This is a genomic window from Actinomadura graeca (assembly GCF_019175365.1).
Lineage (GTDB): Bacteria > Actinomycetota > Actinomycetes > Streptosporangiales > Streptosporangiaceae > Spirillospora > Spirillospora graeca.
Window position 1 is genome coordinate 6,662,780 of the sequence record NZ_CP059572.1, and the last position, 25,467, is coordinate 6,688,246.

Here is a 25,467-nt window from a genome sequence, read left to right on the forward strand (position 1 = left end):
TCGACGCCGAGCGTGAATGATCAGGAGGGCCGCACGATCTCCTGGACGTTCCAGCCGTTGCCGTCGGGGTCCTTGAAGAAGACGAAGCGGCCCCACGGGAACTCGTGGACCTCGCTGACGTCCACACCCCGCCCGGCCAGCTCCGCGCGCGCGGCGTCGGCGTCCGCCACGACCAACTGGAGCCCCTGCACGGAACCCGGGGTCATGGAGTCCTCCAGGCCCGTGCCGATGGCGATCGAACACGCCGACCCGGGCGGCGTGAGCTGCACGAAACGGATCTGCTCGTTCACCTGGTGGTCGTGGTCGGCGTTGAACCCGGCCTTCTCGGTGTAGAACGCCTTCGCCCGGTCGACGTCCGAGACGGGAACCGTCACCAGCTCAAGCCTGAAGTCCATCAGTGCCCCCTAGTCCGCGTTGAGTGATCTTCTCTGGGGGCCTTCCCCTCCCAGGTCGGAAGACTCAGCGTAGGGCCGGGCACCGACGTTCTCGGCGGGCCCCGCGGGTCAGGAGGCGAGCTGGCGGAGCACGGCGATCACGACGCCCGCGATGGTGCCGCCGGTCGCGCTGACCGCCACGGGTTCGCCCCCGCGCCTGAGGAAGTCCGCCAGCCTGCCGAACCGTCCCCGCTGGCGGGCGACCTCGGCGCGGAGACGCGGCATGTCGGTCGGGTCGCCGTTGGCGTCGACCAGGCCCGCCCCGCGCAGATGCGCGATCAGCTCGGACAGGTCCCGCGCCGCGTCGGTGCGGGTCTCCTCGGAATGGACGATCTTTCCTATCTTGTTGCCGGATCCGGACTGGTTGATCTGGTCGCCGCCGACGACGTTGAAATCACCCATTGAGCACCTTCCCCAGTTTGTTGCCCTCGCCCGACTGGTTGATCTGGTCGCCGCCGACCATGTTCAGGTGACCGATGTGCCACGACTGGGCGCGCTCCGGCGGGTTCTCGATCGAATTGACGATGAACCGGTGCAGCTCGACGACGGGTTCGCGGTGCTTTCCGGTGATGACGGCGATCGGTAACCCGGTCGTCTCCAGGACCAGCGCCCACTGGGTCTGCCTCGCGACGATGCGGATCGCCTGATAGGCGTACCGGATGAGGAGCACGAGCGCGGCCCAGTTGATGACGGTCGTGACGTCCCCCGAGGTGGAATCGGAGGAGTTCGCGAGGATCGTGGCCACGCCCGCCGCGACGAGCGTGACGAGCAGCTTCCCTAGGACGCTCGAAAGGGATCCGTAGCCGAGATCAGGTTTCCAGTCCAGGACCTGGACGCGCGCGACGTTGTTCAGCTGGTACACCTGATAGTCGGGTCCTATGGACAGCGTGCGCCTGTGCACCTCGATGACCTTGGCCTCGGGCTTCTTCGCCATAGGACACCCCGTCCGCCGATAGCCGATGTCGTTGAAATCGTAGCCAGCATCGGCGTTCGGCGGCCCCGTGCTTTCCCTGGAATCACCTTTGTGGCCGGATCCGGAAACAGCGCTGAAGATCCTTTCTTGGCCGTCCTCCTCAAAGACGCGGAGCGGCGGGCTCCGCCGATTCCGCCGCCTTTCCTGATCGCCGACTCGGGCCTCACCGGGGTGCCCCGGACGGCCGGTGGGCCGGAGGATGCGCCACCACCCGGCCGGATGTGATGTGGGCCTCATTCTGGGGCCCGCTGTCACATGTGCCTGGCCTGGACCCCTCATAGATGCGACACGGCTCGACAAGGGGGTACGAATGAGCGGCATCGACGTGACGTTCATGTACGCCGTCCACGACGCATTCCAACGCGATCTCGACCGTCTCGCCGCCATGGCGCGGGACGGGGACGCCTCAAGCCCGGCGGTGAAGGCCGGCTGGGTGCGCTTCGAGAGGTTCCTGCACATCCACCACACCGCCGAGGACACGCATCTGTGGCCCGTCCTGCGGGCGAAGGCGGCGGACCCGGCCGTCCTGGACCGGATGGAGGACGAGCACGCCGGGCTGGAGCCGCTGCTCGACGCCGTCGGGGCGGCGGTCGAGGCGGGCTCGGCGGACCGGCTCGCGCTGGGCGCGGACCGGCTCGCCGACGGGCTCGGCGCGCACTGCGAGCACGAGGAGCAGTTCGCGCTGCCGCTCGTCCAGGACCTGCTCACCGGGGACGAGTGGGCGGCGTTCGGCGCCGAGCAGCGCCGCCTGCTCGGCCTCAAGGGCGCCGCCGCGTTCTTCCCCTGGCTGCTGGACGGCGCGGAACCCGCCATGCGGCGCAAGGTCCTCGGCGTCGTACCGCCCCCCGTCCGGGTGCTCCACCGCTGTGTGTGGAACCCCCGCTACCGCCGCGCGCCGCGCTGGCGCGCCCCTGTCGGCGCCTGACACCGAACGGAGTTCACGACATGGCCGAACCGTCCTTCCTCGCGACCGCACGCGGCAAGATCACGCTGACCCTGCTGTGCGCCATCGCGTTCCTCGACTTCATCGACGCCTCGATCGTCAACGTGGCGCTGCCCGCGATCCGCGGCGACCTGGAGTTCACCGTCCAGGACCTGCAGTGGGTGCCGTCGGGCTACCTGCTCACCTACGGCGGGTTCATGCTGCTCGGCGGGCGCCTCGCCGACCTGCTCGGACGCCGCCGGGTCGTCGTCGCGGGCACCGTCGTCTTCTCGCTGTCCTCGGTCGCCGGCGGGCTCGCGCAGACCCCCGGCATGCTGGTCGGCGCGCGGCTCGCGCAGGGCGTCGGCGCGGCGCTGATGCTGCCGGGCACCCTGTCGATCCTGACCACGATGTTCAAGGAGGGCGGCGACCGCAACAAGGCGCTCGGCGTGTGGGGCGGCGTCGCCGGCGGCGCCTCCGCGGCCGGGGTGCTGCTCGGCGGGCTGCTGACCGACGGGCCGGGATGGCGCTGGGTGATGCTCGTGAACGTCCCCGTCTGCGTCCTGGTGCTCGTCGGGATGTTCGTGCTCGTCGAGGGCGACCGGCGCTCGGCGCGGCTCGCGAACTTCGACTTCCTCGGCACCGCCCTCGTCACCGGCGGGATGCTGCTGCTCGTGTTCACCCTGGTGAAGGCGCCGGAGGCCGGCTGGGGCGCGGCCCGCACCATCGGCGGCCTCGCGGGCGCGGCGGTGCTGCTGCTGGCGTTCCTCGTCAACGAGCAGCGGGGGCGCAACCCGCTGCTGCCGCTGTCGATCTTCCGGACCCGCGGTCTCGCCGCGGCCGACGTCGCGATGCTCGTCGCGGTGGCGGGCATCACCTCGATGTTCTTCTTCCTCAGCCTCTACATGGTCAACGTCCTCGGCTACTCGCCGCTGAAGACCGGCTCGGCCTATCTCCCGCTCTGCGCCGGGGTCGCGGTGGCCGCGGGGATCACCGCCCAGCTGCTCACCCGCGTCGGCACCCGCCCGCTGATCATCGCCGGGCTCCTGATCGCGGGAGCCGGCGTCTACCTGCTGTCACGGATCCCGGTGGACGGCTCGTACCCGACCGACCTGCTGCCTGGCCTGCTGATCTCCTCGGTGGGACTCGGCATGGCGTTCGTGGCGATCACCACCGCCGCCAACGCCAACGTCCCGCCCGACCGGGCCGGGCTCGCCGCCGCGCTGCTCAACGCCTCCCAGCAGCTCGGCGGGGCGCTCGGGCTGGCGATCTTCTCGGCGCTCGCCACGTCCAGGACGGGCGACGCGGTGGCCGACGGCCGTCCCATGCCCGAGGCGCTCACCTCGGGTTTCGCGCGGGCGCTGCTGGCCAGCAGCCTCTTCCTTGCCGCCGCCGCGATCGTCGCGCTCCGCGCCGCGAACAGCCGCGGCGAGGCCCAGGACCAGCCCGCCGCGACGCCCGTCCCCGAACCCGTCCCCACGAAGTAGGTCCCGGGGAGTGGGCGGCCGTTCCAGGCCGAAGCCACCGGCCGGCACACGCTCGGCAGCGGCCGCCCTCTCACCGCCACGCGGATACCGGAACGGCTCGTGCAAATCGGGAGGGGTTGGGACGCACATCACCCATACCTCCTTCCCGCAACAAAAACCTCCCCCGGTGGCAGCTCGAATGCGACGTGTCCGCTCGGAACCTGGCGAAAGCCTTGACCGATCTTGTGTAACCCTGTCAATATCGGCACTCACCCCGCAGTACAGGTCTCCGAGGTTCGGTATGTCACCATACGGTGGCAGCTGATCAGGAAGGGATGATTCATGCCTGGCATGATTCGTCTGGTGAGGGTTGCCGCGGTCACCCTCGTGGCCGTGGCTGTGGGATCAGGCTGGTCGACTCTGGCCAGTGCCGAGGGCTCCTTGCAGTCCAACATCAACAGTTGGGCCACCGGCAGGGAGTCGCGTTCCTGGAACGATCGAAACGGGGACGACTGGGTCACCGCACTCGAAATGAAGTACTGCTCGTCGAACGCCCCGAGCCCGGCGGGAACGTTCAACCTGTATCGGGAACTGCGGGGCCGTCCGGATCCGAAGTACGGGGAGCGGTCCTACGGCAACGCATGCAGGGGGAACCGCATGCAGCGAGGCCAGTGGGGTGATCAGAGGTCGGGAAAGTACCACTTCACCCTGGTCAAGATCTACGGCTCGGGTAGCCCTCCCAGCTGGTATCGCTTCTCAGCGGGATGGATGCAAGTCCACTACTGAGCTTCGTCGAGGTGAACCCGTCCACCGGAGGAACGGTGGGCGGGATTCATCTCGTTCTCCTGTACGAGGGGACCATGCCGATAACCTTCAACCGCTGCACATTCGGCTACCGACGACGGCAGCCGGTTCTGCGGGATTTCACTTTCGAGTTCCCGGCCGGATGCTCGGTCCTGCTGGGGCCGAATGGGGCGGGAAAGTCAACGTTGCTCGGTCTCGCCGCTTCGTTGCTCTACGCTTCGAGCGGGTCTGTTTCCTATGACCGGATCGACCCGGCGTATCGCAGGGAACGCTCATCGTATCGGCGCAGGGTGGGGTGGATGCCACAGAGCATCCGCGCTGTTCCCGGCTTTACGGTGCGGGAACAGGTCAGCTACTCGGGGTGGCTCAAGGGACTGTCCAGGGCCGACGCCTGGCGCCGTTCCGTAACGGCTCTTGAGGACGTCAATCTCGGGTCCGTCGCCGACCGGCGGGCGTCGAACATCTCCGGCGGGCAGCTCCGGCGCGTCGGGCTGGCCTCCGCCTTGATCCACGATGCCGAAGTGATCCTTCTCGACGAGCCGACCGCAGGGCTCGACCCGCGGCAGCGTGAGACCTTCCGAGAGGTGATCTCCCGGGTGAGTGAACGGTGCCATGTGGTCGTTTCGACCCATCAGACGGAGGATCTGACCGACCTCTACCATTCGGTGATCGTCGTCGACGACGGGACAGTGCGTTTCTCGGGCGCGACCGCCCGGTTCGTGGAGACGGCCGGCTCCATCGAGGACTCCTACGCGCGGTTCGTGTCAGAGGAGGCGTGACGTGCCGCTGCATCGCTGGCTGCGCTCGGCCGTCGCCGTCTACGTCATGCCTTTCTTCGCCGTCTACCTCGTCATCCTTCTCGGCGATGGCCTGGATTTCGTCGAGGACAATTGGCGCGACGGAACCGTCAAGGCGACGTCGGCCGCCGTTCTGGCGTTCTCGCCGCCGCTCGCGGCCATCGCCGCGTGGGAGTCGTGGCGGCTCCGGCGGGCGGGTGTCCATCCGGGGGTGGGCGTCCGCGGCCCTGCCAGGATCATGATGTGGTCCCTGCTGCCCATGCTGGGCTGCGCGGCCGTCGGGATGCTCGCGGCATTCGGCGCGCTGTTCACCAAGCTCGGCGATGTGCCGGGCACGCCCGATGTGCTGGTCATAGGGACCGCGACGCTGGTCCTGTCGTCATGGGCCGTCGTCGGCTTCGCGGCCGGACGCTGGTCGCATCCGGCCATAGGCGTGCCGGTGCTCCTCGTGGCGGCGTGGTTCTGGCTCGCCTATCCGGTCGCGCTCGACCCGCTCTGGCTCAGGCATCTGACCGGGTACAACGACGGGGCCTGCTGCCGCACCGACGCGGTCTTCGACGGTCGGGTCCTAGCCGCTCAGGCCGTCCTCGCCGGTTCTCTCCTGGTCGCGGCGTTCCTGGTCTGGTCGAGCAGCAGGCGGCCCGTTCTATTACGGGCATCCGCCGTGCTCTTGCCTCTGACCGCGACGGTCATCGCGATAGGGCTCGTGAAGGGTCTCGGGCCCTATGCCGAGAGGCCGCGTTCTTCCGGTCTGGTGTGCCGTACCTATTCCCGGCTGCAAGTGTGCGTGTGGAACGAGCGTCGAAAGGACCTCGATCGCGACGCCCGCCTGATCTACCCGGCTGTGACGAGGATTTCGGCGGCCGGGCTTCCCCGTCCCGAGCGGGTCACCGAGGGTCCGGCGGACCAGAAGACCTCGTGGTCCTTCGTCGCGGCCCCCGATTCGTCGGAAGCGGATCTCGTCGTCGCCCTCGCCGGTGGCTTCCTTCCGAGCGCAGAACTCGATTGCCCGAAAAGATCGGCCGCGGATGGTGGCGGCGCCTACAACCTCGTCGGCGCGTGGCTGGCCGTCAAGGGGGGCGTGGAACCCGCTCAGCTCGTGGCCAAGGTCGGAGACGAGAACGTCGCCATGATCCAGCACATTCTGGCCAGATCCGAGAGCGCGCAGCTTTCCTGGTTCAGGCAGAACCTGGCCGCCTTGACCGATTGCGACATCGAGCCGCGTGAAGTCTCCACACAATGATTCTCTGGATGCGGGCGCACAATCTGCTGGGCATTCTCCTCGGCCTGGCCGGGATGCTGGGCGTCGTCGCGATATCGGGTGGCAGTACGGTGCCGGCACCCAGCCTCCTGCAAGAGGCGCTGATCGGAACCCCGCTGGCCCTCATCGTGCCTCTGATCTCGGTGGCGCTGCTCATGCACGGACTGGCCGGCGGCCCGCGGGAACTGGAGTTGGTGGCCAGCCGGACGACCAGGCGCTACAGGCTCATGCTCGTCGCATCGGTCTGCGCCTGCGCACTCGGGTTCGGGCTCCTCTTGACGTTGTCGGACGTCCAACCCCTGGGATTCGCCGCCGGCCGCAACCTGACCGGCTATACAGGCGCCGCCCTTATCGGAGGCTTCTTCCTTGGGCGCCATGGTGCCACCGCGGTTCCGACCGCGTATCTGTTCCTGGTCATCCTCACCGGCGCCCCTCCGGACCGCGTGCAGGTCTGGGTCTGGCCGCTGGCGGACTCCGGCGACGTGCCCGCGGCGGCGGTGTCGGTGATCACCCTGGCCGCCGGAATCCTCCTCACCTGCCGCAATCGAAGAGATCCGCGACAGCAGCTCTGAGCCGGTGGCGCGCGCCAGGCGCGGCTGAAGGGCGCCGGCCCGACGCCATGAACGGCGTCCGGGTCAGTGGATGATGACGTGGTCGGTGGGGGCTTCCTCGTCCTTCGTCCAGCCGTCGTGGCCCGAGTCGGCCTCCCAGTGGCGGCCCGCGTAGCGGACCTCGGTGAGGCCGTAGACCTGCGCGTGCGTCACGCTCCACGCGGCGACGGCCCAGCCCGCGCGGGCGTTGGTGACCTTGACCGCGTCCCAGGACGGGACGGAGCCCGGCGCGGCCTTCGGGCCGTCGACCTGGAGTCGGCCGCCGAAGGCGCGGCGCATCTCCCTGATCGCCTCAGGCCGTCGCGGCGCCGTCTTCTTGCCCGGCGGATACCAGCAGCGCGCCGAGCCGGGCTCGCGGCCGGTGAAGACCCGCGCCAGCAGCTTGCCGTCGGGCTCGTGCTGGGCGTAGGCGCGGCCGTCGGCGCTGCGCTGCACCCGCTGCGCCGCGTCGTGCAGGTCGCGGTCGAGGTAGTCCTTGACCTTCACCAGCGCGTCGAAGAACTTGCTCGTGGACTGGACGGGGTCGCGGAGCTGCGGCGGTTTGCCCCAGCCCTGCGACGGGCGCTGCTGGAACATGCCCACCGAGTCGCGGTCACCGCCCGGAAGGTTCCGGATGTGCGACTCCTGGATCGCGGTGGCGTAGGCGATCACCGCGGCGCGCTCGGGGAGCTGCTTGCGGAACGCCACCGCCGCGATCGTCGCCGCGTTCGCGGCCTGGTCGAGGTCCAGCGGCATCTTGCCCGCGGCGGCGGTGCGCACCTCGCAGCCGGAGCCGTGCAGGTAGGGGCGGGCGCGCTGGAACAGGACGTACCCGCCCACCCCGAGAGCGACCACGACGGCCGTGGCCACCGCGGTCCAGCGCCACCGGGGACGGTGCCCGCCGCCCGAGCCCTCCGCGGGGCGTGTCTTCAACCTCGCCCAAACAGCCACGCGACGACGGTACCGGGATCCGGCGGTCGGTAAGCTCAAGCTTCATGACCGAAACGTTCACCAGCCCGATCTCCGGCGTCATCGACGAGCTGTGGGAGCGGCGCGCCGACCTCACACCGGACGACGGCGACGCGCGCGCCGCGATCGTGGCCGCCGTCGACCAGCTCGACACCGGCGAGGCCCGTGTCGCGCTCATCGACCCGGCGACCGACGAGGTCGTCGTCGACGAGCGGGCCAAGCGCGCGATCCTGCTGAGCTTCAAGGTGCTCGGCATGGTGCGTTCCCAGGTCGGCGACTTCCGCTACCACGACCGCATCCCGCTCAAGAGCCGGCTGGACGGCGTCCGCGTCGTCCCCGGCGCCATCGCCCGCTGGGGCGCGCACCTCGCGCCGGGCGTGGTGCTCATGCCCTCGTTCACCAACATCGGCGCCTACGTCGACTCCGGGACGATGGTCGACACGTGGGCGACCGTGGGGTCCTGCGCGCAGATCGGCAAGAACGTCCACCTGTCCGGGGGCGTGGGCATCGGCGGCGTGCTGGAGCCCCCGAACGCCAAGCCGGTGATCGTCGAGGACGAGGCCATGATCGGCAGCCGCTCCATGATCGTCGAGGGGGCCCGGGTCGGGCGCGGCGCCATGGTCGGCTCCGGCACGAACCTGTCGGCGTCCATGCCCGTCATCGACGTGGAGACCGGCGAGGAGATCAGCCGGGGGCGCATCCCCGACTGGTGCGTCGCCGTCGGCGGCACCCGCACCAAGGAGTTCAAGGGCGGGACGTTCGGGCTGCCCGCCGTCCTGATCCTGAAGCGCCTAGAAGAGGGCCAGCGGCACGACAAGGCCGCCCTCAACGACATCCTGAGGGACCATGGCATGAACACCTGAATTTCCTGGACGAACATCCAGGTGGCGTCACCGGGATCCCGGCCGATCATCGTGATCGGCCGGGATTTTGCGCTTCTACGCGAACATCACGGCGATGACCGTCATCTCAACAAGATGAAGCGTGTTCAGTCCGAGCGCGCCCGAGCGGAAGCGGGAGGCCCTCTTCCTGTGACCTTCACTTTCTCGCGCAGGAACCGTTCCATTTTCGTGTTACGACGCTGCGGAAAGGTGCTGTGATGAAGATCAGGAAATCGTGGAAGACCATTGCGGTCGCGCTGCCGGCCGCCACACTGGCCGCGGGTGCGCTGACCGCGTCCCCGGCCTCGGCCATCACCGGTGGCGTTCCGAGTTCCCATGTGCAGGGAGCGGTGCAGATCTACCAGAACGGCCACTACATCTGCGGCGGCGCGCTCGTCGCCCAGAACTACATTCTCACGGCCGCGCACTGCCTCTACGAGGATGATCTGCCCTTGCCCGTCAACGAGTTCACCGTCTATGTAGGCGATCACCGCCTCGGGCAGGGTGAAAGGCACGGGATCGCGGGTTTCGTCCGTCACAACGTGGGCACCGGATCGCGGCCCAAGTACGCCGACATCGCGCTCGCGCGGCTGACCGAGAACGTCTCCCAGACCAATCAGATCATCGAGCGCCGCGCCCAGGTGCCGCCCATCAACGCCAATGTCGCGCTGCACGGCTTCGGCCACCTGGGCGACATGAAGATCGCGACGATGCGGGTGAACAGCACCGGCAACAACGGCGGCACCATCGGCGACGTCAAGGACGGCCTGGAGCTCAAGGAGACCACGGCGACCTCGGGGCGACCCGACGGTGGCGACTCCGGCAGCCCGGTCATCTACGGCGGCAGGCTCGTCGCGATCCACGCCGAATGGGAGGACGACCCCGGCCAGGAGGCCGCCTGGGCGGTGGAGGTCCCCTTCCACGCCACCTGGATCAGCGACACCCTCGCGGGCCCGCCCGTCGTCCCCGACTCCGGCCAGGCCATCGGCGAGTCCGGCCGGGACGACCCCTCTCCGGGCGGCATCGGCGAGTCCGGTCAGGCGGACCCGGCCCCGGGCGGCGTGGGCGAGTCCGGACAAGCCGGCCCCGGCACCGGCATCGGCACATCGGAGCAGGCCCCCTTGTCCCCAGGCCACGCCCGCTAGGAAGCAGGTCCAAGCGCCTCAGCCGTCACGCGAGCGCGCTACCAGCCCGTCGGGGCGAAGCCGGAGGCGAGCCCCGACGGGCTGATCGCGAAGCGATGTCGCGCTCGCACAAGCACGGTCAAGCGGGCGAGCCGCCAGGCGAGCCCGCTTGGGCCGGGATTGCTTCTATACAGCCGGGATTGCTTCTATACAGCCGGGGTTGCTTTTATACAGCCGGGGTTGCAATCAAAAACGAGCGCATGCGGCGTTCGCAGTCGGCTATGAGGGGGAGTTCCACGTACTCGTCCTTGGTGTGGGCGAGGGTGGGCTCTCCCGGGCCGTAGTTGACGGCCGGGATGCCGAGTTCGTCGAAGCGCGCCACGTCCGTCCAGCCGAGTTTGGCACGGACCGGTGCGTCGGCGGCCTTGACGAACGCTGCGGCGGCGGGGTGGGTGAGGCCGGGGCGGGCGGCGGACGCGCTGTCGGTGACCTCCACGTGGAACCCGGCGAACACGCCCCGCACGTACTCCTCCGCCTCGGCGGGGGACTTGTCGGGCGCGAACCGGTAGTTGACCGTGACGACGCATTCGTCCGGGATGACGTTTCCGGCGACGCCGCCGCGGATGAAGACCGCGTTCAGGCCCTCGTGGTACTCCAGCCCGTCCACCACCGGGCGGGACGGCTCGTAGGCGCGCAGCACGTCCAGGATCTGCCCGGCCGTGTGGATGGCGTTGGAGCCCATCCATGAGCGTGCGCTGTGCGCCCGCTCGCCTTTCGCGGTGACCTCCACCCGCAGGGTGCCCTGGCAGCCGCCCTCGATCTGACCGCCGGTCGGCTCCATCAGCACCGCGAAGTCGCCGCGGAGCAGCTCCGGGCGGCCCGCCGCGAGACGCTTCAGCCCGTTGTGCTCCGCCTCGATCTCCTCGCATTCGTAGAAGACGTAGGTGACGTCGCGGGTCGGGGCGGGGATGGTGGCGGCCAGCCGCAGCGCGACCGCGACGCCGCTCTTCATGTCCGTGGTGCCGCAGCCGTAGAGCCGGTCGCCCTCCACGCGCGATGGCAGGTTGCCGTTCAGCGGGACGGTGTCCAGGTGCCCGGCCAGGACGACCCGCTCGGCGTGCCCCAGATCGGTGCGGGCGACCACGGTGTTCCCGTCGCGGTCGACCGTCAGGTGCGGGAGGGCGCGCAGGGCCTCCTCGACGGCGTCGGCGAGGGCCTTCTCGTCCCGGCTCACCGACTCGATGTCGACGATCGCCGCCGTCAGGTCCGCCGCGTCCGAGAACAGATCCAGCTGCATGGACCAAGTCCTATCATCGCCCTCGTGGAGATGCTCGAATGCCGCGTCCACTGGGCGCCGCCGGCCGACGGGCCCCGTATGCGCGGCCTCCTCGACGAGGCGGAGCGGGGGCGCTACGAGCGGTTCCGGCGTCCCGAGGACAGGGCCCGTTTCGTCACCGGGCGCTTCCTGGCCCGCACCGTCCTCGCGGACGTCACCGGGCTGCCGGTGCGCGACATCGCCTTCACCACCGACTGCCCCCATTGCGGCGGGTCCCACGGCAAGCCCCGCCTGCCCGGACATGCCGTGGACTTCTCCCTGTCGCACTCGGGAGACCGCGTCGTCCTGGTGGTGGCCGAGGGCGCCGAGGTCGGCGTGGACGTGGAGCGCGAGAGCGACCGGGACGTGGACCGTCTGGCGGAGAAGGTCCTCGCCGAGGCCGAGCGCGGGGTGCTCGCCGCCCTTCCGCCGGACGAGCGCAGGCGGGCCTTCTTCACGTACTGGAGCCGCAAGGAGGCCGTCCTGAAGGCGACCGGGCACGGCCTGGCGGCCCCCATGTCCGCCTTGCACGTCTCGCCTCCGGACGAGCCCGCCCAGGTCATCGCGTGGGACGGCGACGCCGCCGTGTCGCCCGTCCGGCTCGCCGACCTGGCGCCGGGCGCCGGTTACGCGGCGTCCCTCGCCGTGCTGACCGGACGTCCGCTCAGGGTGACCGAGCAGGGGTAGCCCGCGGCCGGCGCTAGCTGCGCAGGCCCTTGAGGATGACGTCGGCGTAGACGTGGTGCAGGCCGGGCGCGGTGTAGGTCGTCACGATGGCCAGGCCGCACATGAGGGCCTGGAACTCGGTGTAGCCGACGTCGGCGCGCAGCACCCCGGCCTCGTGGGCGCGGTCCAGGAGCCGGCCGACGTTGGCGCGCAGCTCGGGATGGTCCTCGCCGGAGTCGTTCATGGGCTTGGAGACGTCGCTGTAGATCTCGCGGAGGCCGCGGTTGCGGGCCATCACCTCCGAGCTGAGCCGGACGAAGGCCGCGAGCGCCTCCCACGCGTCGTCGATCCGCAGCGCCTTGGCCGCGTTGATGGCGCCGTCGTCCATCCACTGGTCCGTCAGCTCGTCGATCAGCGCCTGCTTGGTGGGGAAGTGCCGGTAGATCGTGCCGACGCCGACACCGGCGCGCTTGGCGATGTCCTCCATCTGGACGGTGGCGCCGTGCTCCTCGATGGCGGCCCTGGCGGCGTCGAGGACGCGGCGCCGGTTGCGGCGGGCGTCGGCGCGCATCGGGCGCTCCTCCGTGGCGGGCCCCCGGGCGGGCACCGCGGCGGGCTGTGTGGTGGACATCGCCCCCAGTGAACCACGGATTGACAACCGGAATCCAGATTCCGTATTCTGCCCCGGCACGAAACGGAAGCGGAATTCAACTTCCTTATGGGAGCGGGTACATGCCGGGACGGCACCGGGGGATCGCCCTCGCACTGCTGGTCAGTGTTCAGTTCGTGCTGGTCCTGGACGCCTCGATCGTCAATGTGGCGTTGCCGTCCATCGGCGGGGACCTGCACTTCGACCAGGCCGACCTGTCGTGGGTCGGCAACGCCTACGGGCTCGTCTTCGGCGGGTTCCTGCTGTTCGGCGGGCGGATCGCCGACCTCGTCGGCCGCCGCCGGATGTTCGTCGCCGGGCTCGCGCTGTTCACCGTCGCCTCGCTCGGCGGCGGGCTGGCGCAGAACGCCGGCACCCTCGTCGCCGCGCGGGCCTTCCAGGGCCTCGGCGCCGCGTTCGTCGCGCCCGCCGCGCTGTCGCTGATCATGACGCTGTACGAGCAGGGCCCCGAGCGCAACCGCGCGCTCGGGCTGTTCGGGGCCGTGGCGGGCGCGGGCGGCGCCGCCGGGGCGATCCTCGGCGGGCTGCTCACCGACTGGTTCGGCTGGGAGTCGGTGCTGTTCGTCAACGTGCCGATCGGCGCCGCCGCCATCGCGCTCGCGCCCGCCGTGCTGCCCGAGGCGCGCGACGAGCGGGTCCGCGGCTTCGACCTGCTCGGCGCCGTGACGGTGACCGGCGGCCTGGCGCTGCTCGTCTACACGGTCGTGGACGCCGGCGACGCGGGCTGGGACTCCGCCCAGACCTACGGGCTCGGCGCGCTGGCGCTGCTGCTCCTCGCGGTGTTCGTGCTGGTGGAGGCCCGCGTCCGGAACCCGCTGGTGCCGCTCGGGATCTTCCGGGGACGGGAGCTGCGCGGCGGCAACCTGGCCGCCGGCCTGCTGACGATGGCGGTCTTCCCGATGTTCTACGTGATGACCCTCTACCTCCAGCAGGTCCTGGGGGACGAGCCGGTCGAGGCGGGCCTCGGCATGCTGCCGGTGGCGGTCGCGCTGGCGCTCGGCGCCGGGGGCGGGTCCCGGCTGGTGACGGGGCTCGGGGTGCGGGCGCCGCTGGGCGTGGGCCTGGTGATCGTGGCGGCCGGGCTGGCGTGGTTCTCCCGGATGTCCTCGCCGGGCGGCTACTGGCAGGACGTCTTCGGCCCCTCCGTCGTGATGGGCCTCGGAGGCGGGGTGGCGTTCGTCGCCGTCACCATCGCGGCCACGGCCGGGGCCGCCGCAGGGGAGTCGGGCCTCGCGTCCGGGCTCATCAACACCACCCAGCAGGTCGGCGGCGCCATCGGCCTCGCCATCGCGGTCGCGGTGTCCACGGCCGCCACCGAGGACGCCCTCGCCGGTGGCGAGCGTGTGGTGGCCACGGCGCTGAACGAGGGGTTCCAGGCGGCCATGCTCGCCAGCGCGGGCATCGCCCTGGCGTCCGCCCTGGTCGCGCTGCTCCTGCTGCCCGGCCGCCGGGCGGAGGCGCCCGTCCCCGTGCCCGTCGCGGCGGACGAGGCCCCGCGGCCGGGCCGGTGACGGCCCGGCGGGTGGCGGTTCGGCAGGTGAGAGGCCCGGAGCTTGGCTACGGTTGAGCGCATGACTTCCGAAGTGAACCCCCGCACGCGACGGCAGGGGCCGGCCATGCTCCGCGGCCGGGCCGTCCCGCAGACGACCACCGACCAGCGTCTCCTGGACAGCCGCGGCCCGGCCGACTGGGTGCACGCCGACCCCTGGCGCGTGCTGCGGATCCAGGCGGAGTTCGTCGAGGGGTTCGGCCTGCTCGCCGAGCTGCCGAAGGCCGTCAGCGTGTTCGGCAGCGCCCGCACCAAGCCCGGCTCGCAGGAGTACGAGCTCGCCGTCGACATCGGCGCCCGGCTGCACGAGGCCGGATACGCCGTGATCACCGGCGGCGGTCCCGGGATCATGGAGGCGGCCAACAAGGGCTGCGACGAGAACGGCGGCACGTCCGTCGGGCTCGGCATCGAGCTGCCGTTCGAGCAGAAGCTGAACGACTACCTCGACATCGGGCTGGAGTTCCGCTACTTCTTCGTCCGCAAGACGATGTTCGTCAAGTACTCGCAGGCGTTCGTGGTGCTGCCCGGCGGGTTCGGGACGCTGGACGAGCTGTTCGAGGCGATCACCCTCGTCCAGACCAAGAAGATCACCCGGTTCCCGATCGTGCTCGTCGGCACCGAGTTCTGGGGCGGGCTGCTCGACTGGGTCCGCAAGGTCATGCTCCCGTCGGGCAAGATCTCCCCGGAGGACCTGGACCTGGTGCACCTCACCGACGACCCGGACGAGGTCGTCCAGGTCGTCCGGGACGCGCACCTCAAGGCCGAGCGGCGCCTGCAGGAGGAGGCGGCGGCGGTCGAGGCCGCGGCCGCGGAGGGCACCTGATGCCCTCCCCGGACCCCCGCGCGGAGGACGGCCCCCCGGCGCGCCCCCGCTCCCCGGGGCTCGCGGTCTGCGTGTTCTGCGCCTCCAGCAGCAAGATCGACAAGAGGCATCTGGAGCTGGCGGCGGAGGTCGGCGCGGAGCTGGCGCGGCGCGGGCACAGCCTCGTCAGCGGCGGCGCCCAGGTGTCGTGCATGGGCGCCGTGGCCCGGGCCGCGCGGGCGGGCGGCGCCCGGACGGTCGGGGTGATCCCCGAGGGCCTCGTCAGCGTCGAGATCTCCGACGAGGACAACGACGAGCTGGTCGTCACCCCCGACATGCGCTCCCGCAAGGGCGAGATGGACCGCCGCAGCGACGCCTTCCTCGTGCTGCCCGGCGGGATCGGCACGCTGGAGGAGCTGTTCGAGATCTGGACCGCCCGTGTCCTCGGCATGCACCGCAAGGCCGTCGTGATCCTCGACCCGGCCGGCGTGTACGACCCGCTCCGCGAGCTGATGGCCGGGCTCGTCGAGCAGGGGCTCGCCCGCCCGAAGGTCTTCGACGCCATCGGCTGGACGGGCGACGTCGGCGACGCCTTCGACCTGCTGGAACGCTCCCAGCCCCGGATCGACGCCACCCCCGAGGACTACGCCGAGGCCGAGCTGTGAGGGGGCCCCCGGGACGTCCCAAAGCAAGATTGTCCTGGGGGTTTGCCGTTCGTCATGAGTTCGTTCATCCTCGGTTCAGGAGCGCCGACCAGGCTCCCGCGTGATCCCATCACGTGAGAAGGAGTGCCCATGTCCGTGTCCCGTCGCGGAGTGGTGAAGGGCGGCGCCGCCGGCGCGCTGTCCATCGCCCTGGCCGGAAGCCTCGACTCGATCTTCCAGACCTCCGCGGGTGCCGATGTCGGCGAGGCGTACGGCTACGGCCCGCTGATCCCCGACCCGAAGGGCGTGCTGGACCTGCCCGAGGGCTTCACGTACACGACGCTGTCGGTGGAGGGCGACCCCATTTCCGAGGGCGTCGTCGTCCCCGGCCACCACGACGGGACGGCGACGTTCCCGGGCAGCAAGCCGCACCGCACCCGGCTGGTCCGCAACCACGAGCAGAGCAACAACGGCACCCGCGCCGTCGGCCGCCCCGAGTGGACCTACGACCCGGCCGCCAACGGCGGCACCACCACCCTGGAGGTCGACCGCGACGGGACGCTGCTGTCGCAGTACGTGAGCCTCGCCGGGACGGCCACCAACTGCGCGGGCGGCCGCACCCCCTGGGGCACCTGGCTGACCTGCGAGGAGACCGAGGGCTTCACAGGTCAGACGAAGAGCCACGGCTGGGTGTTCGAGGTCGACCCGTCCGGGAAGCGGACCAAGCCCGTCCCGCTGACCGGTCTCGGGCGCTTCTCCCACGAGGCCGTCGCCGTCGACCCGCACACGCTCACCGCCTACCTCACCGAGGACGCGTCCAAGCCCTTCGGGCTGTTCTACCGGTTCCGCCCGCGCGCGCACCGCGGCGACTACCACGCCTACCTGGAGGGCGGGCGGCTGGAGGCGCTGAACGTCCGGGGCGTCCCCGACCTTTCGGCCGTCCAGGAGCCCGGCACGAAGCTGCACGCCCGCTGGGTCGCCGTCCCCGACCCGTCGGCGAAGCAGACGTCCGTCCGCAAGCAGTTCGACAGCATCACCCGCAGCCAGAAGCTCGAAGGCGCCTGGTGGGGGCACGGCAAGGCGTACTTCGTCTGCAGCTACTCCCGCAAGTCCGACGGCGCCGCCGCCGACCACGCCGGGCAGGTCTGGACCTACGACCCGAACACCGACGAGATCGAGCTCCAGCTCATCTTCAAGCCGGGCGGGCGCTTCGACGGCCCGGACAACATCACCGTGTCCCCGTACGGCGGCGGCGTGATCCTCGCCGAGGACGGCGACGGTGAGCAGTACCTCATCGGCACCACCAAGAAGAACAAGCCGTTCGCGATGGCCCGCAACGCCCTCAACGAGAGCGAGTTCACCGGCGTCACGTTCTCCCCGGACGGGCGCATCCTGTTCGCCAACCGGCAGTCCGACCCCGGCGCCACGTTCGCCATCACCGGCCCCTGGAACAAGCTCCGCGGCTGAACGCGACCGGCACGCAGTCCTTCCGTTCTCCTGGGCCGCTCCCCGGGAGGACGAGGGACGGGCGGGTCACGCCAGGCCGCGGCGCGCCACCGCCGGGGGCCGCGTGCCCCGGATCGAGGCGACCATGTCGAGGACCTGCCGTACCCCGTCGGCCTGCGGCTCCGGCACCCGGAACGCCGCCGCGCCGACCCACGCGTAGACCGACACCGCCGCCAGCAGGCCCGGATCCGGCTCCGCCTCGTCCGACACCAGCGTGACGAGGACCGGCCCGCCCGCGCCCGCCAGCTCCGCCACGCGCGCGGCGGGCGGCGCCGTCCCCGCGTCCGCCACCCCGTCCGGGACGGGCGCGCCGGGCGGCAGGACCCACTGCTCATGCAAACCCATGCCGCCAAGCGTGGCACGATCTGAGATGCGCGGACGTTGGGAGTCGGTGACAGATCGGAGTGCAACGTGGTCGTGGTCTTCGTCCTGGCGGGCCTGGCCGTGCTGGGCGCCGTCGTCGTCCTCGCCATGGGCAGGGGCGGCGAGCTGGCCGAGACCCATCCCGACCACCCGCCGCTCCCGCTCCCGGAGGGACGGCGTCTCACCGGGCCCGAGGTCACGCTCCTGCGCCTGCCGCGCGGCCTGTGGGGCTACCAGGCCCCGGTGACCGACGAGGCGCTGCGGCGGCTCGCGGGCGCGCTCACCGAGCGTGACGACCGTCTCGCCTTCCTCGAACGGCAGGTGGACGACCTGCGCCGCCGCCTGGGCGAGCCCGACGGGCCCATCGGGGCCCTGCACGGCATCCAGGAGCAGGCCGCCGCGAACGGCGCCCCGGCCTACAGGGACCCCGCCCCGCCCCCGCGGGACGGCCCGCGCGATGATCTGAGGGAGGAACCGGTAGGGGAGGAGCGCCCGTGAGCGTGGTGGCCGTCCATGCGGAGGCCGTATCCGACGCTCCGCCGGAACGCCTGTTCGAGGTCCTGACGGACTGGCCGAGGCACGCCGAGTGGATGCCGTTCACCAGCGCCGAGGGCGGACGCGAGGAGGGCGCGGAGCTGCGCGCCTGGACGGGCGTCGGGCCCGTCGGGTTCCTCGACACCATGGTCATCACCGACTGGCGCCCCGGCCGCCGCGTCGCCGTCCGGCACACCGGCCGGGTCGTGCGCGGCGAAGCCTGGTTCACGGTGCGGCCTGAGGGCTCGGGCAGCCGGGTCGTGTGGGCCGAGCGCGTCGACCTGCCGCTCGGGCCGCTCGGCCGCGCGGGCTGGCTCGTCGCGGGACCGGCCGTCCGCGCGTTCATGGGCCTCGGGCTCCGCCGCCTGGCCGCCCTGTCGGCGATGTCGGCGTCATGAGGTAGAACGGGTCGGATGAGCACCGCGATCCGGGGCGACGACGGGCTGGCCCGCTGCCCGTGGGGGCTGTCGGCCCCCGACTACGTCGCCTACCACGACGAGGAATGGGGCCGTCCCGTCCGGGACGACCAGGGCCTGTACGAGAAGCTCTGCCTGGAGGCGTTCCAGTCGGGCCTGTCGTGGCTGACGATCCTGCGCAAGCGCGAGGCGTTCCGCGCCGCCTTCCACGGCTTCGACCCCGAGAAGGTCGCCGCGTTCGGCCCCGCCGACGTCGAGCGGCTGATGTCGGACGCCGGGATCGTCCGGAACCGCGCGAAGATCGACGCGGCGATCGGCAACGCCCGCGCCGCGCTCGGCATCCCCGGCGGCCTCGCCGCCACCATCTGGCGCCACGCCGACCCGGACGCCCCCGGCCACGCCGACATGGACGACGTCCCCGCCGTCACCGAAGGATCGACCGCGCTGGCCAAGGAGCTGAAGCGGCACGGTTTCCGGTTCGTCGGCCCGACCACCGCCTACGCCCTCATGCAGGCGTGCGGCCTGGTCGACGACCATCTGACCGGCTGCCACCGCCGCGGCGCCTACCGCTGACCCTGCCCCCTCAGCCGGTCTTCGCCGCGTCGAGGACGGGGACGGCGGCGGCGCGGCGGGCGGGGAGGGCGGAGGTGGCGAGGGCCACGGCGGCGGCGCCCGCGATGATCAGGACGAACAGCCACCAGGGCGCGGCGGGGGTGAGGAACGAGCTGCCCGTGGCCGCGCCCATGAGCGCGACCGTGCCGAACGCCGTGCCGATCCCCAGGATCCCGCCGAGGAGGACGACCGTGGCGGCCTCCCAGCGGACGATCGAGCGGATCTGCGCGGCCGTCGCGCCGACGGCGCCGAGCAGTCCGAACTCGCGGGTCCGCTCGGCGACGCTCATCGACACCGTGGTGGCCATCCCGAACAGCGCGAGGACGAGCGCCATGCCGATGAAGCCGTATATGACCCGCATTCCCTTGGTCATCGCGCCGGACGCGGTCTTCACGTAGCCGTCCTTGTCCATGACCTCGACGCCCGGGACGCCGGCGACCGCGCGGCCGATGGCCTCCCGGGTGCCGCCGCGGACGAGCACCGCCTGCGTCGCGGCGTCCGGGTCCAGGCGCTCCATCGTGGCGGGCGACACCAGGGCCTCGTCGGCGAACAGGTGGGACGGGTCGTGGTAGACGTCGGCGACCGTCAGCGCGACCTGGCCCCGGGCGCCGCGCACGACGATCCGCCGTCCCACCGTGAGCCGGTTCGCCTTCATCACCCGTGACGTGACGGCGATCTCCCCGGCGCCGAGCGGCCGGGGCCGTCCGCCGAGCCTGAGGACGGACGGGAGGGCCGCCTGGTCCGCGCCGGTGACGGTGAGGTACACCGGTTCGGGGGCCTCCTCGGGCGACGGCCGCCTCGGCGGCGGGTCGACGAGCTTGGCGGACGCCGTGGTGATCGCCACCGCGTGGGAGACGCCGGGCGCGCGGGCGGCGCGGGCGGCGGTGTCCCGGGGGAGCGGGGCGGGCCCGTCGGAGGTCGTGCCGGTCGCGGCGACGGCGTGCCCGGCGCGCATCACCTGGCCACCGGCCTCCTCGAAGCGCGCGTCCGCCGACAGCACCATCAGCGCGGTCGTGCCGACCAGCGCGACGCCCAGCATCAGGGACGAGGCGGCGGAGGAGACGCGGCGGGGGCTGCGGGTGATGGTGGCGCGGGCGAGCCGGCCCGCCTCGCCGCTGACCGCCATCCCGAGCCGCCCGACGAGCCCGCCGAGCGGGCCGACGAAGAACGGGGCGAGGACGGCGAGGCCCCCGACCGCCGTCATCGAGCCCATGAGGATCATGACGGCGACGCCGACGGTCAGGTCGGGCCCCGGCGGCTCCTCCGCCTTGATCGCGAAGGTCAGGCCGTAGAGCATCGCCGCGAAACCGAAGATCACGGTGGCGCCGAGCAGCCGGGGCCGGCGGCGGCCGGTGGACTCGGTGCTCGCCGCGCGCAGCGCCTGCATCGGCGCGATCCGCGCGGCGCGGCGCGCGGCGCGCCAGGCGGCGAGCTGGGTGACCAGGACGCCGGCGGCGGCCGGGGCGGCGAGCGCGACCCAGCCGTACTGGGCGTCCGCGGCGGAGATGTCGAAGCCGTCCTGCGCGAACAGCCGGGTGAGCAGCGCGGACACGGGATAGCCGGCGGCGACGCCGCCGATCGAGGCGACCACGCCGAGGGCGAGCGCCTCGAACCGGATCAGCCGCTTGATCTGCCGTGGCGTGGCGCCGATCGCGCTGAGCAGGGCGAGGCGGCGCGTCCGCTGCCGGACGAGCGTGCCGAACGTGTTGGCCACGACGAACAGCCCGACGAACACCGCGACCGACGACAGCATCCCGATCGAGCCGCCGATGGAGACCCCGGTGGAGCGGATGGAGGCGGACTCGGCGTCGCGGACCGACCCGGCCGTCCGCACGGTGGCGGTGCGGCCCAGGTCGCGCGACAGCCCGTCCCTGAGCGTCGCGGGCGCGACGCCCGGGGCGGCCTTCACCCACAGCGCCTGCCAGGTCCCGGGCGGAAGCCCGCTCACCTGCCGGACGGTCTCGGGCGTGGCGAGCAGCAGGTCGCCGCTCGCGACCGCGCTGCGGCCCCGGACGGTGACGATCCCGACGACCTTCATCGCGCGGGCCTCGCGGGGCAGCGACATCCGCATCGGGTCGCCGGTGCGCAGCTTCCCGGCGCGGGCCACGTGCCGGGTGACCACGATCTCGTCCGGCGCCCTGGGCGCGCGGCCCGACTCCAGGTGGTAGGCGTTGAGGCGGCCGTCGGACGGCCACGGCCGCAGCCGGGTCATGGCCCCGGCGGGCGGGACGATCGTCCGGCCGTCCGCGCCGCTCGCGGTCGCCTCGACCATGGCGTCGCCGGAGACGGCGGCGACCCCGGGACGGCCCGCGACCCGGGCCAGCGGGACCCGGCCGTCCGGCGCGGCGTAGACCTCGTCGGGGTCGACCGACCCGCCCTGGACGAGGACGTCGGCGGCGGCGTACTCGCTGGCGTCGCTGCCCGACACCGCCTCCTGGGCGCGCAGCGTGAACTGGAGCGATCCCGCGATCAGGCCGATCGAGAACAGCGCCGCCAGCAGCGTGGCGGTGAGCCGCATCCACCCCTCGGCGAACGAACGGCGCGCGATGAGCCACATGCCGCTCAGCCCTCCATCCGGCGCATCACGGCGTGGACCTGGTCGATCGTGGGCGAGGCGAGCCCGTGCACGATCATCCCGTCGGCCAGGAACAGCACCCGGTCGGCGTACGCGGCGGCCGCCGGATCGTGCGTCACCATGATCACCGTCTGCCCGTGGTCGTCCACGGCCGTGCGCAGGAACCCCAGCACCTCGGCCCCCGAGCGGGAGTCGAGGTTGCCGGTCGGCTCGTCGGCGAACAGCACCTCGGGGCGGGTGAGCAGCGCCCGCGCCACCGCGACCCGCTGCTGCTGCCCGCCCGACAGCTCGCCCGGCCGGTGCGAGAGCCGCTCGCGCAGGCCCAGCGCGTCCACGATCGTGTCGAACCACCGGCGGTCCGCGCGCCGGTTGCCGAGCCGCCCGGTCAGCAGGATGTTCTCCTCCGCCGTCAGCATCGGCAGCAGGTTGAAGGACTGGAAGACGAAGCCGAGCCGGTCGCGGCGCAGCTTGGTCAGCCGGGTGCGCGACAGCGCGGTGATCTCGACGTCGCCGATGCGGACCGTCCCGGAGGTGACGGTGTCCAGCCCGGCCAGGCAGTGCAGGAACGTCGACTTGCCCGACCCGGACGGTCCCATGATCGCGGTGAACCGGCCGCGGGCGAACGCCGCGGAGACGCCGCGCAGCGCGGTCACGGCGCCGTCGCCCGTCCCGTAGGACTTGACGAGGTCGGACGCGACGGCCACGGGTTCGCCGACGTGCCCGGCGGCCGGGGCGGGGGTTGTCTGCATCATGCCTCAAGCCAACCGCCGCACGCCCCCCGCCCACATTGGCGCGGACTCCAGAGTCGCGGGTGGGGGCAGCCCCACCCTCAGCGCCCCTGGAAGGTGGGCCGCTCCTTCTTCAGGAACGCCTCCGTGGCGTTGTGGTGGTCGCCGGTGGCCTCGCACTCGTCCTGGAGGACGGCCTCCCTCTCCAGCGCGGAGGCCAGGTCGCTCGTGGCCGCGTGGTCGAGCGCCGCCTTGACGGCGCCGTAGGCGACGGTCGGCCCCGATGCCAGGCGCCGGGCCAGCTCCACGGACGCGGGGGCCAGCTCGTCCGCCGGGACGACGCGGTTCACCAGCCCGAGCTCCAGCGCCTCCGGGGCCTTCACCGGCTCGGCGAGCAGCAGCAGCTCCGCCGCCTTGGCGCGGCCGACGAGGCGTTGCAGCGTCCACGACATGCCGCTGTCGGGGGCGAGCCCGATCCCGGTGAACGCGGTGGCGAACCGGGCCCCGTCGGACGCGATGATCAGGTCGCAGGCGAACGCCAGCGACGCCCCGGCGCCCGCCGCGACGCCGTTCACGGCCGCGACGACCGGCTTGGCCATGCGTGTGATCCCCAGCACGATGGGGTTGTAGTGGCGGCGGACGGTGTCGTCCAGGCCCTTGCCCGCCGCGAGGTTGTCGGCGTGCTCGCGCAGGTCCTGACCTGCGCAGAAGGCCCGTCCGGCGCCCGTGAGGATCACCGCCCTCGCCGAGGGGTCGGCGGCGGCGCGCCGGACGGTCGCGCGCAGCGCCTCCTTCATCTCCCCGGTCAGCGAATTCATGCCGTCCGGGCGGTTGAGCGTGATGGTGGCCACACCGTCGGACACGTCGTACAACACGGTCTCGGACATCGCCGTCCTTCCCTTCCGAGGAGATCCTTTCACAGGCGGCGAAGGGGCCTCTGATCTCGGACTTCCGATCTGGAGGCTGATCGTTACCACTTCGCGCCCGGAAGACGAGATAATGGACCACTACTGATGACGCGAATGCGACCGGCGGCCCCGTGGCCAACGGTGCCCGGAGGCCCCAGCGGCCCTAGGCAGGAAGGGGATGCACGCATGGCGGCGATGAAGCCGCGGACGGGAGACGGTCCGCTCGAAGTGACCAAGGAGGGGCGCGGAATCGTCATGCGGGTCCCGCTAGAGGGCGGTGGCCGCCTTGTGGTCGAGCTCTCGGCCGACGAGGCGAAGGAGCTCGGCGAGGCCCTCAAGGAAGTCGTGGGCTGACGGCTCCGCCCTTCCCTGCTTGAGGTGACGGTCCCGGCGGAACCGCCGGGACCCTCGCCGTTCCAGGACGCGTCACCACACCGCCCGCCGACCACACAGGGGGAACCGACCGCCATGCCCATCGAGACCCGTATCCGCGGCGCCGCCGGCACCGTCTCGCAGACCGCGGTCGAGCTCGGGGCCGAGGTGGTCGCGGTGCCCGTCCGCTCCGGGCCCGCCGCCCCGGCCGCCGAGGTCGCGGCCACGCTGCCGTTCACGCTGGACGAGCTGCTCGCGCTGCACAGGGCCAAGGGCGAGCCGGGCGAGATCGTGTCCGTCCCCGTCCGGGTGGGCGGGCAGGTCCGCGAGCTGCTGCTGTACGGGGTGGGCGAGGCGTCCCCGGCCGACCTGCGCAGGGCCGGCGCGGCGCTCGCCCGCCGGGGCCGCGGACGGGCCGCCCTGGTCGCGGGCGTCCCGGACGGCGACCTCGCCGCGTTCGTCGAGGGCGCGCTGCTCGCCTGCTACGGCTTCACGATCGGCGCGCCGTCGCCGAAGGGCCCGCTGGGCACCCTGGCCGTGCTGACCGAGGCCGGGCCGGAGTCCGACGCCCCGGCGATCGCGCGCGGCACCGCCCGCGCGCAGGCCACCGCGTTCGCCCGCGACCTCGCCAACACGCCCTCCGGTGAGAAGGACCCCTCCTGGCTCGCCGGGCAGGCGGCGCGGGCCGCGGACGGCGCCGGTGTCACCGTCCGCGTCCGCGACGAGAAGGAACTGGCCGAGGGCGGCTTCGGGGGCCTGCTGGCCGTCGGCGCCGGGTCCGCGCGGCCGCCGCGGCTGATCGAGCTGTCCTACGTCCCCGAGGGGAAGCCCGAGCGGCACGTCGTCCTGGTCGGGAAGGGCATCACGTTCGACAGCGGCGGCCTGTCGCTGAAGCCCAACGACAACATGAAGACGATGAAGACCGACATGGCGGGCGGCGGTGCGGTCATCGCCGTCATGGGCGCGCTGCGCGCCCTCGGCGTCCGCGCGCGCGTCACCGGCCTGGTCGCGGCGGCCGAGAACATGCCGTCCGGATCGTCCATGCGCCCCGGCGACGTGATCGCCCACTTCGGCGGGAAGACGTCGGAGGTGCTCAACACCGACGCCGAGGGGCGGCTCGTCCTCGCCGACGCGCTCGCCTACGCCCACGCCGAGCTCGACCCCGACGTCATCGTGGACGTGGCGACCCTCACCGGCGCCGCCAAGGTCGCCCTCGGGCTGAAGACGGGGGCGCTGTTCGCCAACGACGACGCCCTCGCCGCCGCGCTGACCGGTGCCGGGCGCTCGGCGGGCGAGCCGCTGTGGCGGCTGCCCCTCGTCGAGGACTACCGCGCCGCCATCGACTCCGACGTCGCCGACATCAACAACATCGGCCGCGGCGGCTACGGCGGCGGCTCCATCACCGCCGCGCTGTTCCTGCGCGAGTTCGTCGGCGGCCGCCCCTGGGCGCACCTGGACGTCGCCGGACCCGGCCGGTCCACCTTCGAGGACGCCGAGATCACCCGCGGCGCCACCGGCTTCGGCACCCGCCTCCTGCTGGAATGGCTGACCCCCGCCTGACCGTCCCGGCGGCGGATCGCCCGAAA

The 25,467-nt window shown here is 72.1% G+C and carries 28 protein-coding genes; 18 read left to right on the forward strand and 10 right to left on the reverse strand.

Annotation, left to right across the window (positions count from 1 at the left end; translation table 11 throughout):
* Nucleotides 1-20: 20 nt before the first annotated feature.
* The 3 genes from AGRA3207_RS29485 to AGRA3207_RS29495 all read right to left on the reverse strand — a co-directional run bounded on the left by AGRA3207_RS29485 (nt 21) and on the right by AGRA3207_RS29495 (nt 1,368).
* Complete coding sequence (locus AGRA3207_RS29485; RefSeq protein WP_231330393.1) at nt 21-395, reverse strand: glyoxalase superfamily protein; 375 nt, start codon at nt 393-395, stop codon at nt 21-23.
* 108 nt (nt 396-503) lie between these two features.
* Entirely contained in the window at nt 504-836 is a 333-nt protein-coding gene (locus tag AGRA3207_RS29490; RefSeq protein ID WP_231330395.1) for a hypothetical protein, read from the reverse strand.
* The gene (locus tag AGRA3207_RS29495) at nt 829-1,368 is read right to left on the reverse strand and encodes a DUF6232 family protein (RefSeq protein ID WP_231330397.1); all 540 of its coding nucleotides are present in this window, start codon (nt 1,366-1,368) and stop codon (nt 829-831) included. Before AGRA3207_RS29495 ends, AGRA3207_RS29490 begins: the two co-directional genes overlap by 8 nt.
* Before the next feature lie 349 nt (nt 1,369-1,717).
* Between AGRA3207_RS29495 and AGRA3207_RS29500 the strand changes: the two genes are divergently transcribed.
* The 6 genes from AGRA3207_RS29500 (at nt 1,718) to AGRA3207_RS29525 (ending at nt 7,229) form a co-directional block, all read left to right on the forward strand.
* On the forward strand, nt 1,718-2,332 hold the full coding sequence (locus tag AGRA3207_RS29500; protein ID WP_231330398.1) for a hemerythrin domain-containing protein: 615 nt from the start codon (nt 1,718-1,720) through the stop codon (nt 2,330-2,332).
* A 20-nt stretch (nt 2,333-2,352) separates the two neighbouring features.
* Nucleotides 2,353-3,816, forward strand: a complete 1,464-nt coding sequence (locus AGRA3207_RS29505) for an MFS transporter (protein ID WP_231330400.1) — start codon at nt 2,353-2,355, stop codon at nt 3,814-3,816.
* Nucleotides 3,817-4,137: 321 nt separating this feature from the next.
* Nucleotides 4,138-4,581 carry a hypothetical protein gene (locus AGRA3207_RS29510; RefSeq protein ID WP_231330402.1) on the forward strand — a complete coding sequence of 148 codons (444 nt, stop codon included), beginning with the start codon at nt 4,138-4,140 and terminating at the stop codon, nt 4,579-4,581.
* Between the two features lie 11 nt (nt 4,582-4,592).
* Nucleotides 4,593-5,378 (forward strand): ATP-binding cassette domain-containing protein, encoded by a 786-nt coding sequence (locus tag AGRA3207_RS29515; protein WP_231330403.1) that lies wholly within the window; start codon nt 4,593-4,595, stop codon nt 5,376-5,378.
* Nucleotide 5,379: 1 nt separating this feature from the next.
* Nucleotides 5,380-6,639 carry a DUF7224 domain-containing protein gene (locus tag AGRA3207_RS29520; protein WP_231330404.1) on the forward strand — a complete coding sequence of 420 codons (1,260 nt, stop codon included), beginning with the start codon at nt 5,380-5,382 and terminating at the stop codon, nt 6,637-6,639.
* Nucleotides 6,636-7,229 (forward strand): hypothetical protein, encoded by a 594-nt coding sequence (locus tag AGRA3207_RS29525; RefSeq protein WP_231330405.1) that lies wholly within the window; start codon nt 6,636-6,638, stop codon nt 7,227-7,229. Before AGRA3207_RS29520 ends, AGRA3207_RS29525 begins: the two co-directional genes overlap by 4 nt.
* Nucleotides 7,230-7,292: 63 nt before the next feature.
* Here the strand turns inward: AGRA3207_RS29525 and AGRA3207_RS29530 are convergent, their stop codons facing one another.
* Nucleotides 7,293-8,198 (reverse strand): hypothetical protein, encoded by a 906-nt coding sequence (locus AGRA3207_RS29530; protein WP_231330406.1) that lies wholly within the window; start codon nt 8,196-8,198, stop codon nt 7,293-7,295.
* Nucleotides 8,199-8,242: 44 nt separating this feature from the next.
* On the opposite strand from AGRA3207_RS29530, the gene AGRA3207_RS29535 reads away from it, so the two are divergent.
* A complete protein-coding gene (locus AGRA3207_RS29535; RefSeq protein ID WP_231330407.1) occupies nt 8,243-9,079 on the forward strand; it encodes a 2,3,4,5-tetrahydropyridine-2,6-dicarboxylate N-succinyltransferase in 837 nt (278 codons plus the stop codon).
* 236 nt (nt 9,080-9,315) lie between these two features.
* Nucleotides 9,316-10,242, forward strand: a complete 927-nt coding sequence (locus AGRA3207_RS29540; protein ID WP_231330408.1) for a trypsin-like serine protease — start codon at nt 9,316-9,318, stop codon at nt 10,240-10,242.
* A 205-nt stretch (nt 10,243-10,447) separates the two neighbouring features.
* On the opposite strand, the gene dapE is transcribed toward AGRA3207_RS29540, so the two are convergent.
* Nucleotides 10,448-11,518: a succinyl-diaminopimelate desuccinylase gene (gene dapE, locus AGRA3207_RS29545; RefSeq protein WP_231330409.1), complete on the reverse strand. Its 1,071-nt coding sequence runs from the start codon at nt 11,516-11,518 to the stop codon at nt 10,448-10,450.
* A 30-nt stretch (nt 11,519-11,548) separates the two neighbouring features.
* Between dapE and AGRA3207_RS29550 the strand changes: the two genes are divergently transcribed.
* Entirely contained in the window at nt 11,549-12,223 is a 675-nt protein-coding gene (locus AGRA3207_RS29550) for a 4'-phosphopantetheinyl transferase family protein (protein ID WP_231336431.1), read from the forward strand.
* Between the two features lie 13 nt (nt 12,224-12,236).
* Here the strand turns inward: AGRA3207_RS29550 and AGRA3207_RS29555 are convergent, their stop codons facing one another.
* Nucleotides 12,237-12,833, reverse strand: coding sequence for a TetR/AcrR family transcriptional regulator (locus AGRA3207_RS29555; protein WP_231330410.1), 597 nt, complete (start codon nt 12,831-12,833; stop codon nt 12,237-12,239).
* Nucleotides 12,834-12,934: 101 nt separating this feature from the next.
* Here AGRA3207_RS29555 and AGRA3207_RS29560 point away from each other — a divergent pair, with 101 nt between their 5' ends.
* From AGRA3207_RS29560 to AGRA3207_RS29575, 4 genes are all read left to right on the forward strand, one after another.
* On the forward strand, nt 12,935-14,383 hold the full coding sequence (locus AGRA3207_RS29560; RefSeq protein ID WP_231330411.1) for an MFS transporter: 1,449 nt from the start codon (nt 12,935-12,937) through the stop codon (nt 14,381-14,383).
* 60 nt (nt 14,384-14,443) lie between these two features.
* A complete protein-coding gene (locus tag AGRA3207_RS29565) occupies nt 14,444-15,244 on the forward strand; it encodes an LOG family protein (protein WP_231330412.1) in 801 nt (266 codons plus the stop codon).
* A complete protein-coding gene (locus tag AGRA3207_RS29570; protein ID WP_231330413.1) occupies nt 15,244-15,888 on the forward strand; it encodes an LOG family protein in 645 nt (214 codons plus the stop codon). The genes AGRA3207_RS29565 and AGRA3207_RS29570 overlap by 1 nt, the downstream gene beginning before the upstream one ends.
* Before the next feature lie 129 nt (nt 15,889-16,017).
* Nucleotides 16,018-17,334, forward strand: a complete 1,317-nt coding sequence (locus AGRA3207_RS29575) for an alkaline phosphatase PhoX (RefSeq protein WP_231330414.1) — start codon at nt 16,018-16,020, stop codon at nt 17,332-17,334.
* Between the two features lie 66 nt (nt 17,335-17,400).
* Here AGRA3207_RS29575 and AGRA3207_RS29580 read toward each other — a convergent pair whose 3' ends face one another.
* Entirely contained in the window at nt 17,401-17,718 is a 318-nt protein-coding gene (locus AGRA3207_RS29580) for a hypothetical protein (RefSeq protein ID WP_231330415.1), read from the reverse strand.
* Between the two features lie 66 nt (nt 17,719-17,784).
* Between AGRA3207_RS29580 and AGRA3207_RS29585 the strand changes: the two genes are divergently transcribed.
* Genes AGRA3207_RS29585 through AGRA3207_RS29595 form a run of 3 tightly spaced genes read left to right on the forward strand, consistent with a single transcriptional unit; the run spans nt 17,785 to nt 19,259 of the window.
* Nucleotides 17,785-18,234: a hypothetical protein gene (locus AGRA3207_RS29585; RefSeq protein WP_231330416.1), complete on the forward strand. Its 450-nt coding sequence runs from the start codon at nt 17,785-17,787 to the stop codon at nt 18,232-18,234.
* A complete protein-coding gene (locus AGRA3207_RS29590) occupies nt 18,231-18,668 on the forward strand; it encodes an SRPBCC family protein (RefSeq protein WP_231330417.1) in 438 nt (145 codons plus the stop codon). Before AGRA3207_RS29585 ends, AGRA3207_RS29590 begins: the two co-directional genes overlap by 4 nt.
* Before the next feature lie 15 nt (nt 18,669-18,683).
* Nucleotides 18,684-19,259, forward strand: coding sequence for a DNA-3-methyladenine glycosylase I (locus tag AGRA3207_RS29595; protein ID WP_231330418.1), 576 nt, complete (start codon nt 18,684-18,686; stop codon nt 19,257-19,259).
* 10 nt (nt 19,260-19,269) lie between these two features.
* On the opposite strand, the gene AGRA3207_RS29600 is transcribed toward AGRA3207_RS29595, so the two are convergent.
* From AGRA3207_RS29600 to AGRA3207_RS29610, 3 genes are all read right to left on the reverse strand, one after another.
* A complete protein-coding gene (locus AGRA3207_RS29600) occupies nt 19,270-21,855 on the reverse strand; it encodes an FtsX-like permease family protein (RefSeq protein ID WP_231330419.1) in 2,586 nt (861 codons plus the stop codon).
* 5 nt (nt 21,856-21,860) lie between these two features.
* Complete coding sequence (locus tag AGRA3207_RS29605; RefSeq protein ID WP_231330420.1) at nt 21,861-22,625, reverse strand: ABC transporter ATP-binding protein; 765 nt, start codon at nt 22,623-22,625, stop codon at nt 21,861-21,863.
* 77 nt (nt 22,626-22,702) lie between these two features.
* A complete protein-coding gene (locus tag AGRA3207_RS29610; RefSeq protein ID WP_231330421.1) occupies nt 22,703-23,488 on the reverse strand; it encodes an enoyl-CoA hydratase-related protein in 786 nt (261 codons plus the stop codon).
* A 207-nt stretch (nt 23,489-23,695) separates the two neighbouring features.
* On the opposite strand from AGRA3207_RS29610, the gene AGRA3207_RS29615 reads away from it, so the two are divergent.
* Nucleotides 23,696-23,863: a DUF3117 domain-containing protein gene (locus AGRA3207_RS29615; RefSeq protein WP_075022250.1), complete on the forward strand. Its 168-nt coding sequence runs from the start codon at nt 23,696-23,698 to the stop codon at nt 23,861-23,863.
* A 114-nt stretch (nt 23,864-23,977) separates the two neighbouring features.
* Nucleotides 23,978-25,441, forward strand: coding sequence for a leucyl aminopeptidase (locus AGRA3207_RS29620; protein ID WP_231330422.1), 1,464 nt, complete (start codon nt 23,978-23,980; stop codon nt 25,439-25,441).
* Nucleotides 25,442-25,467: the final 26 nt, after the last annotated feature.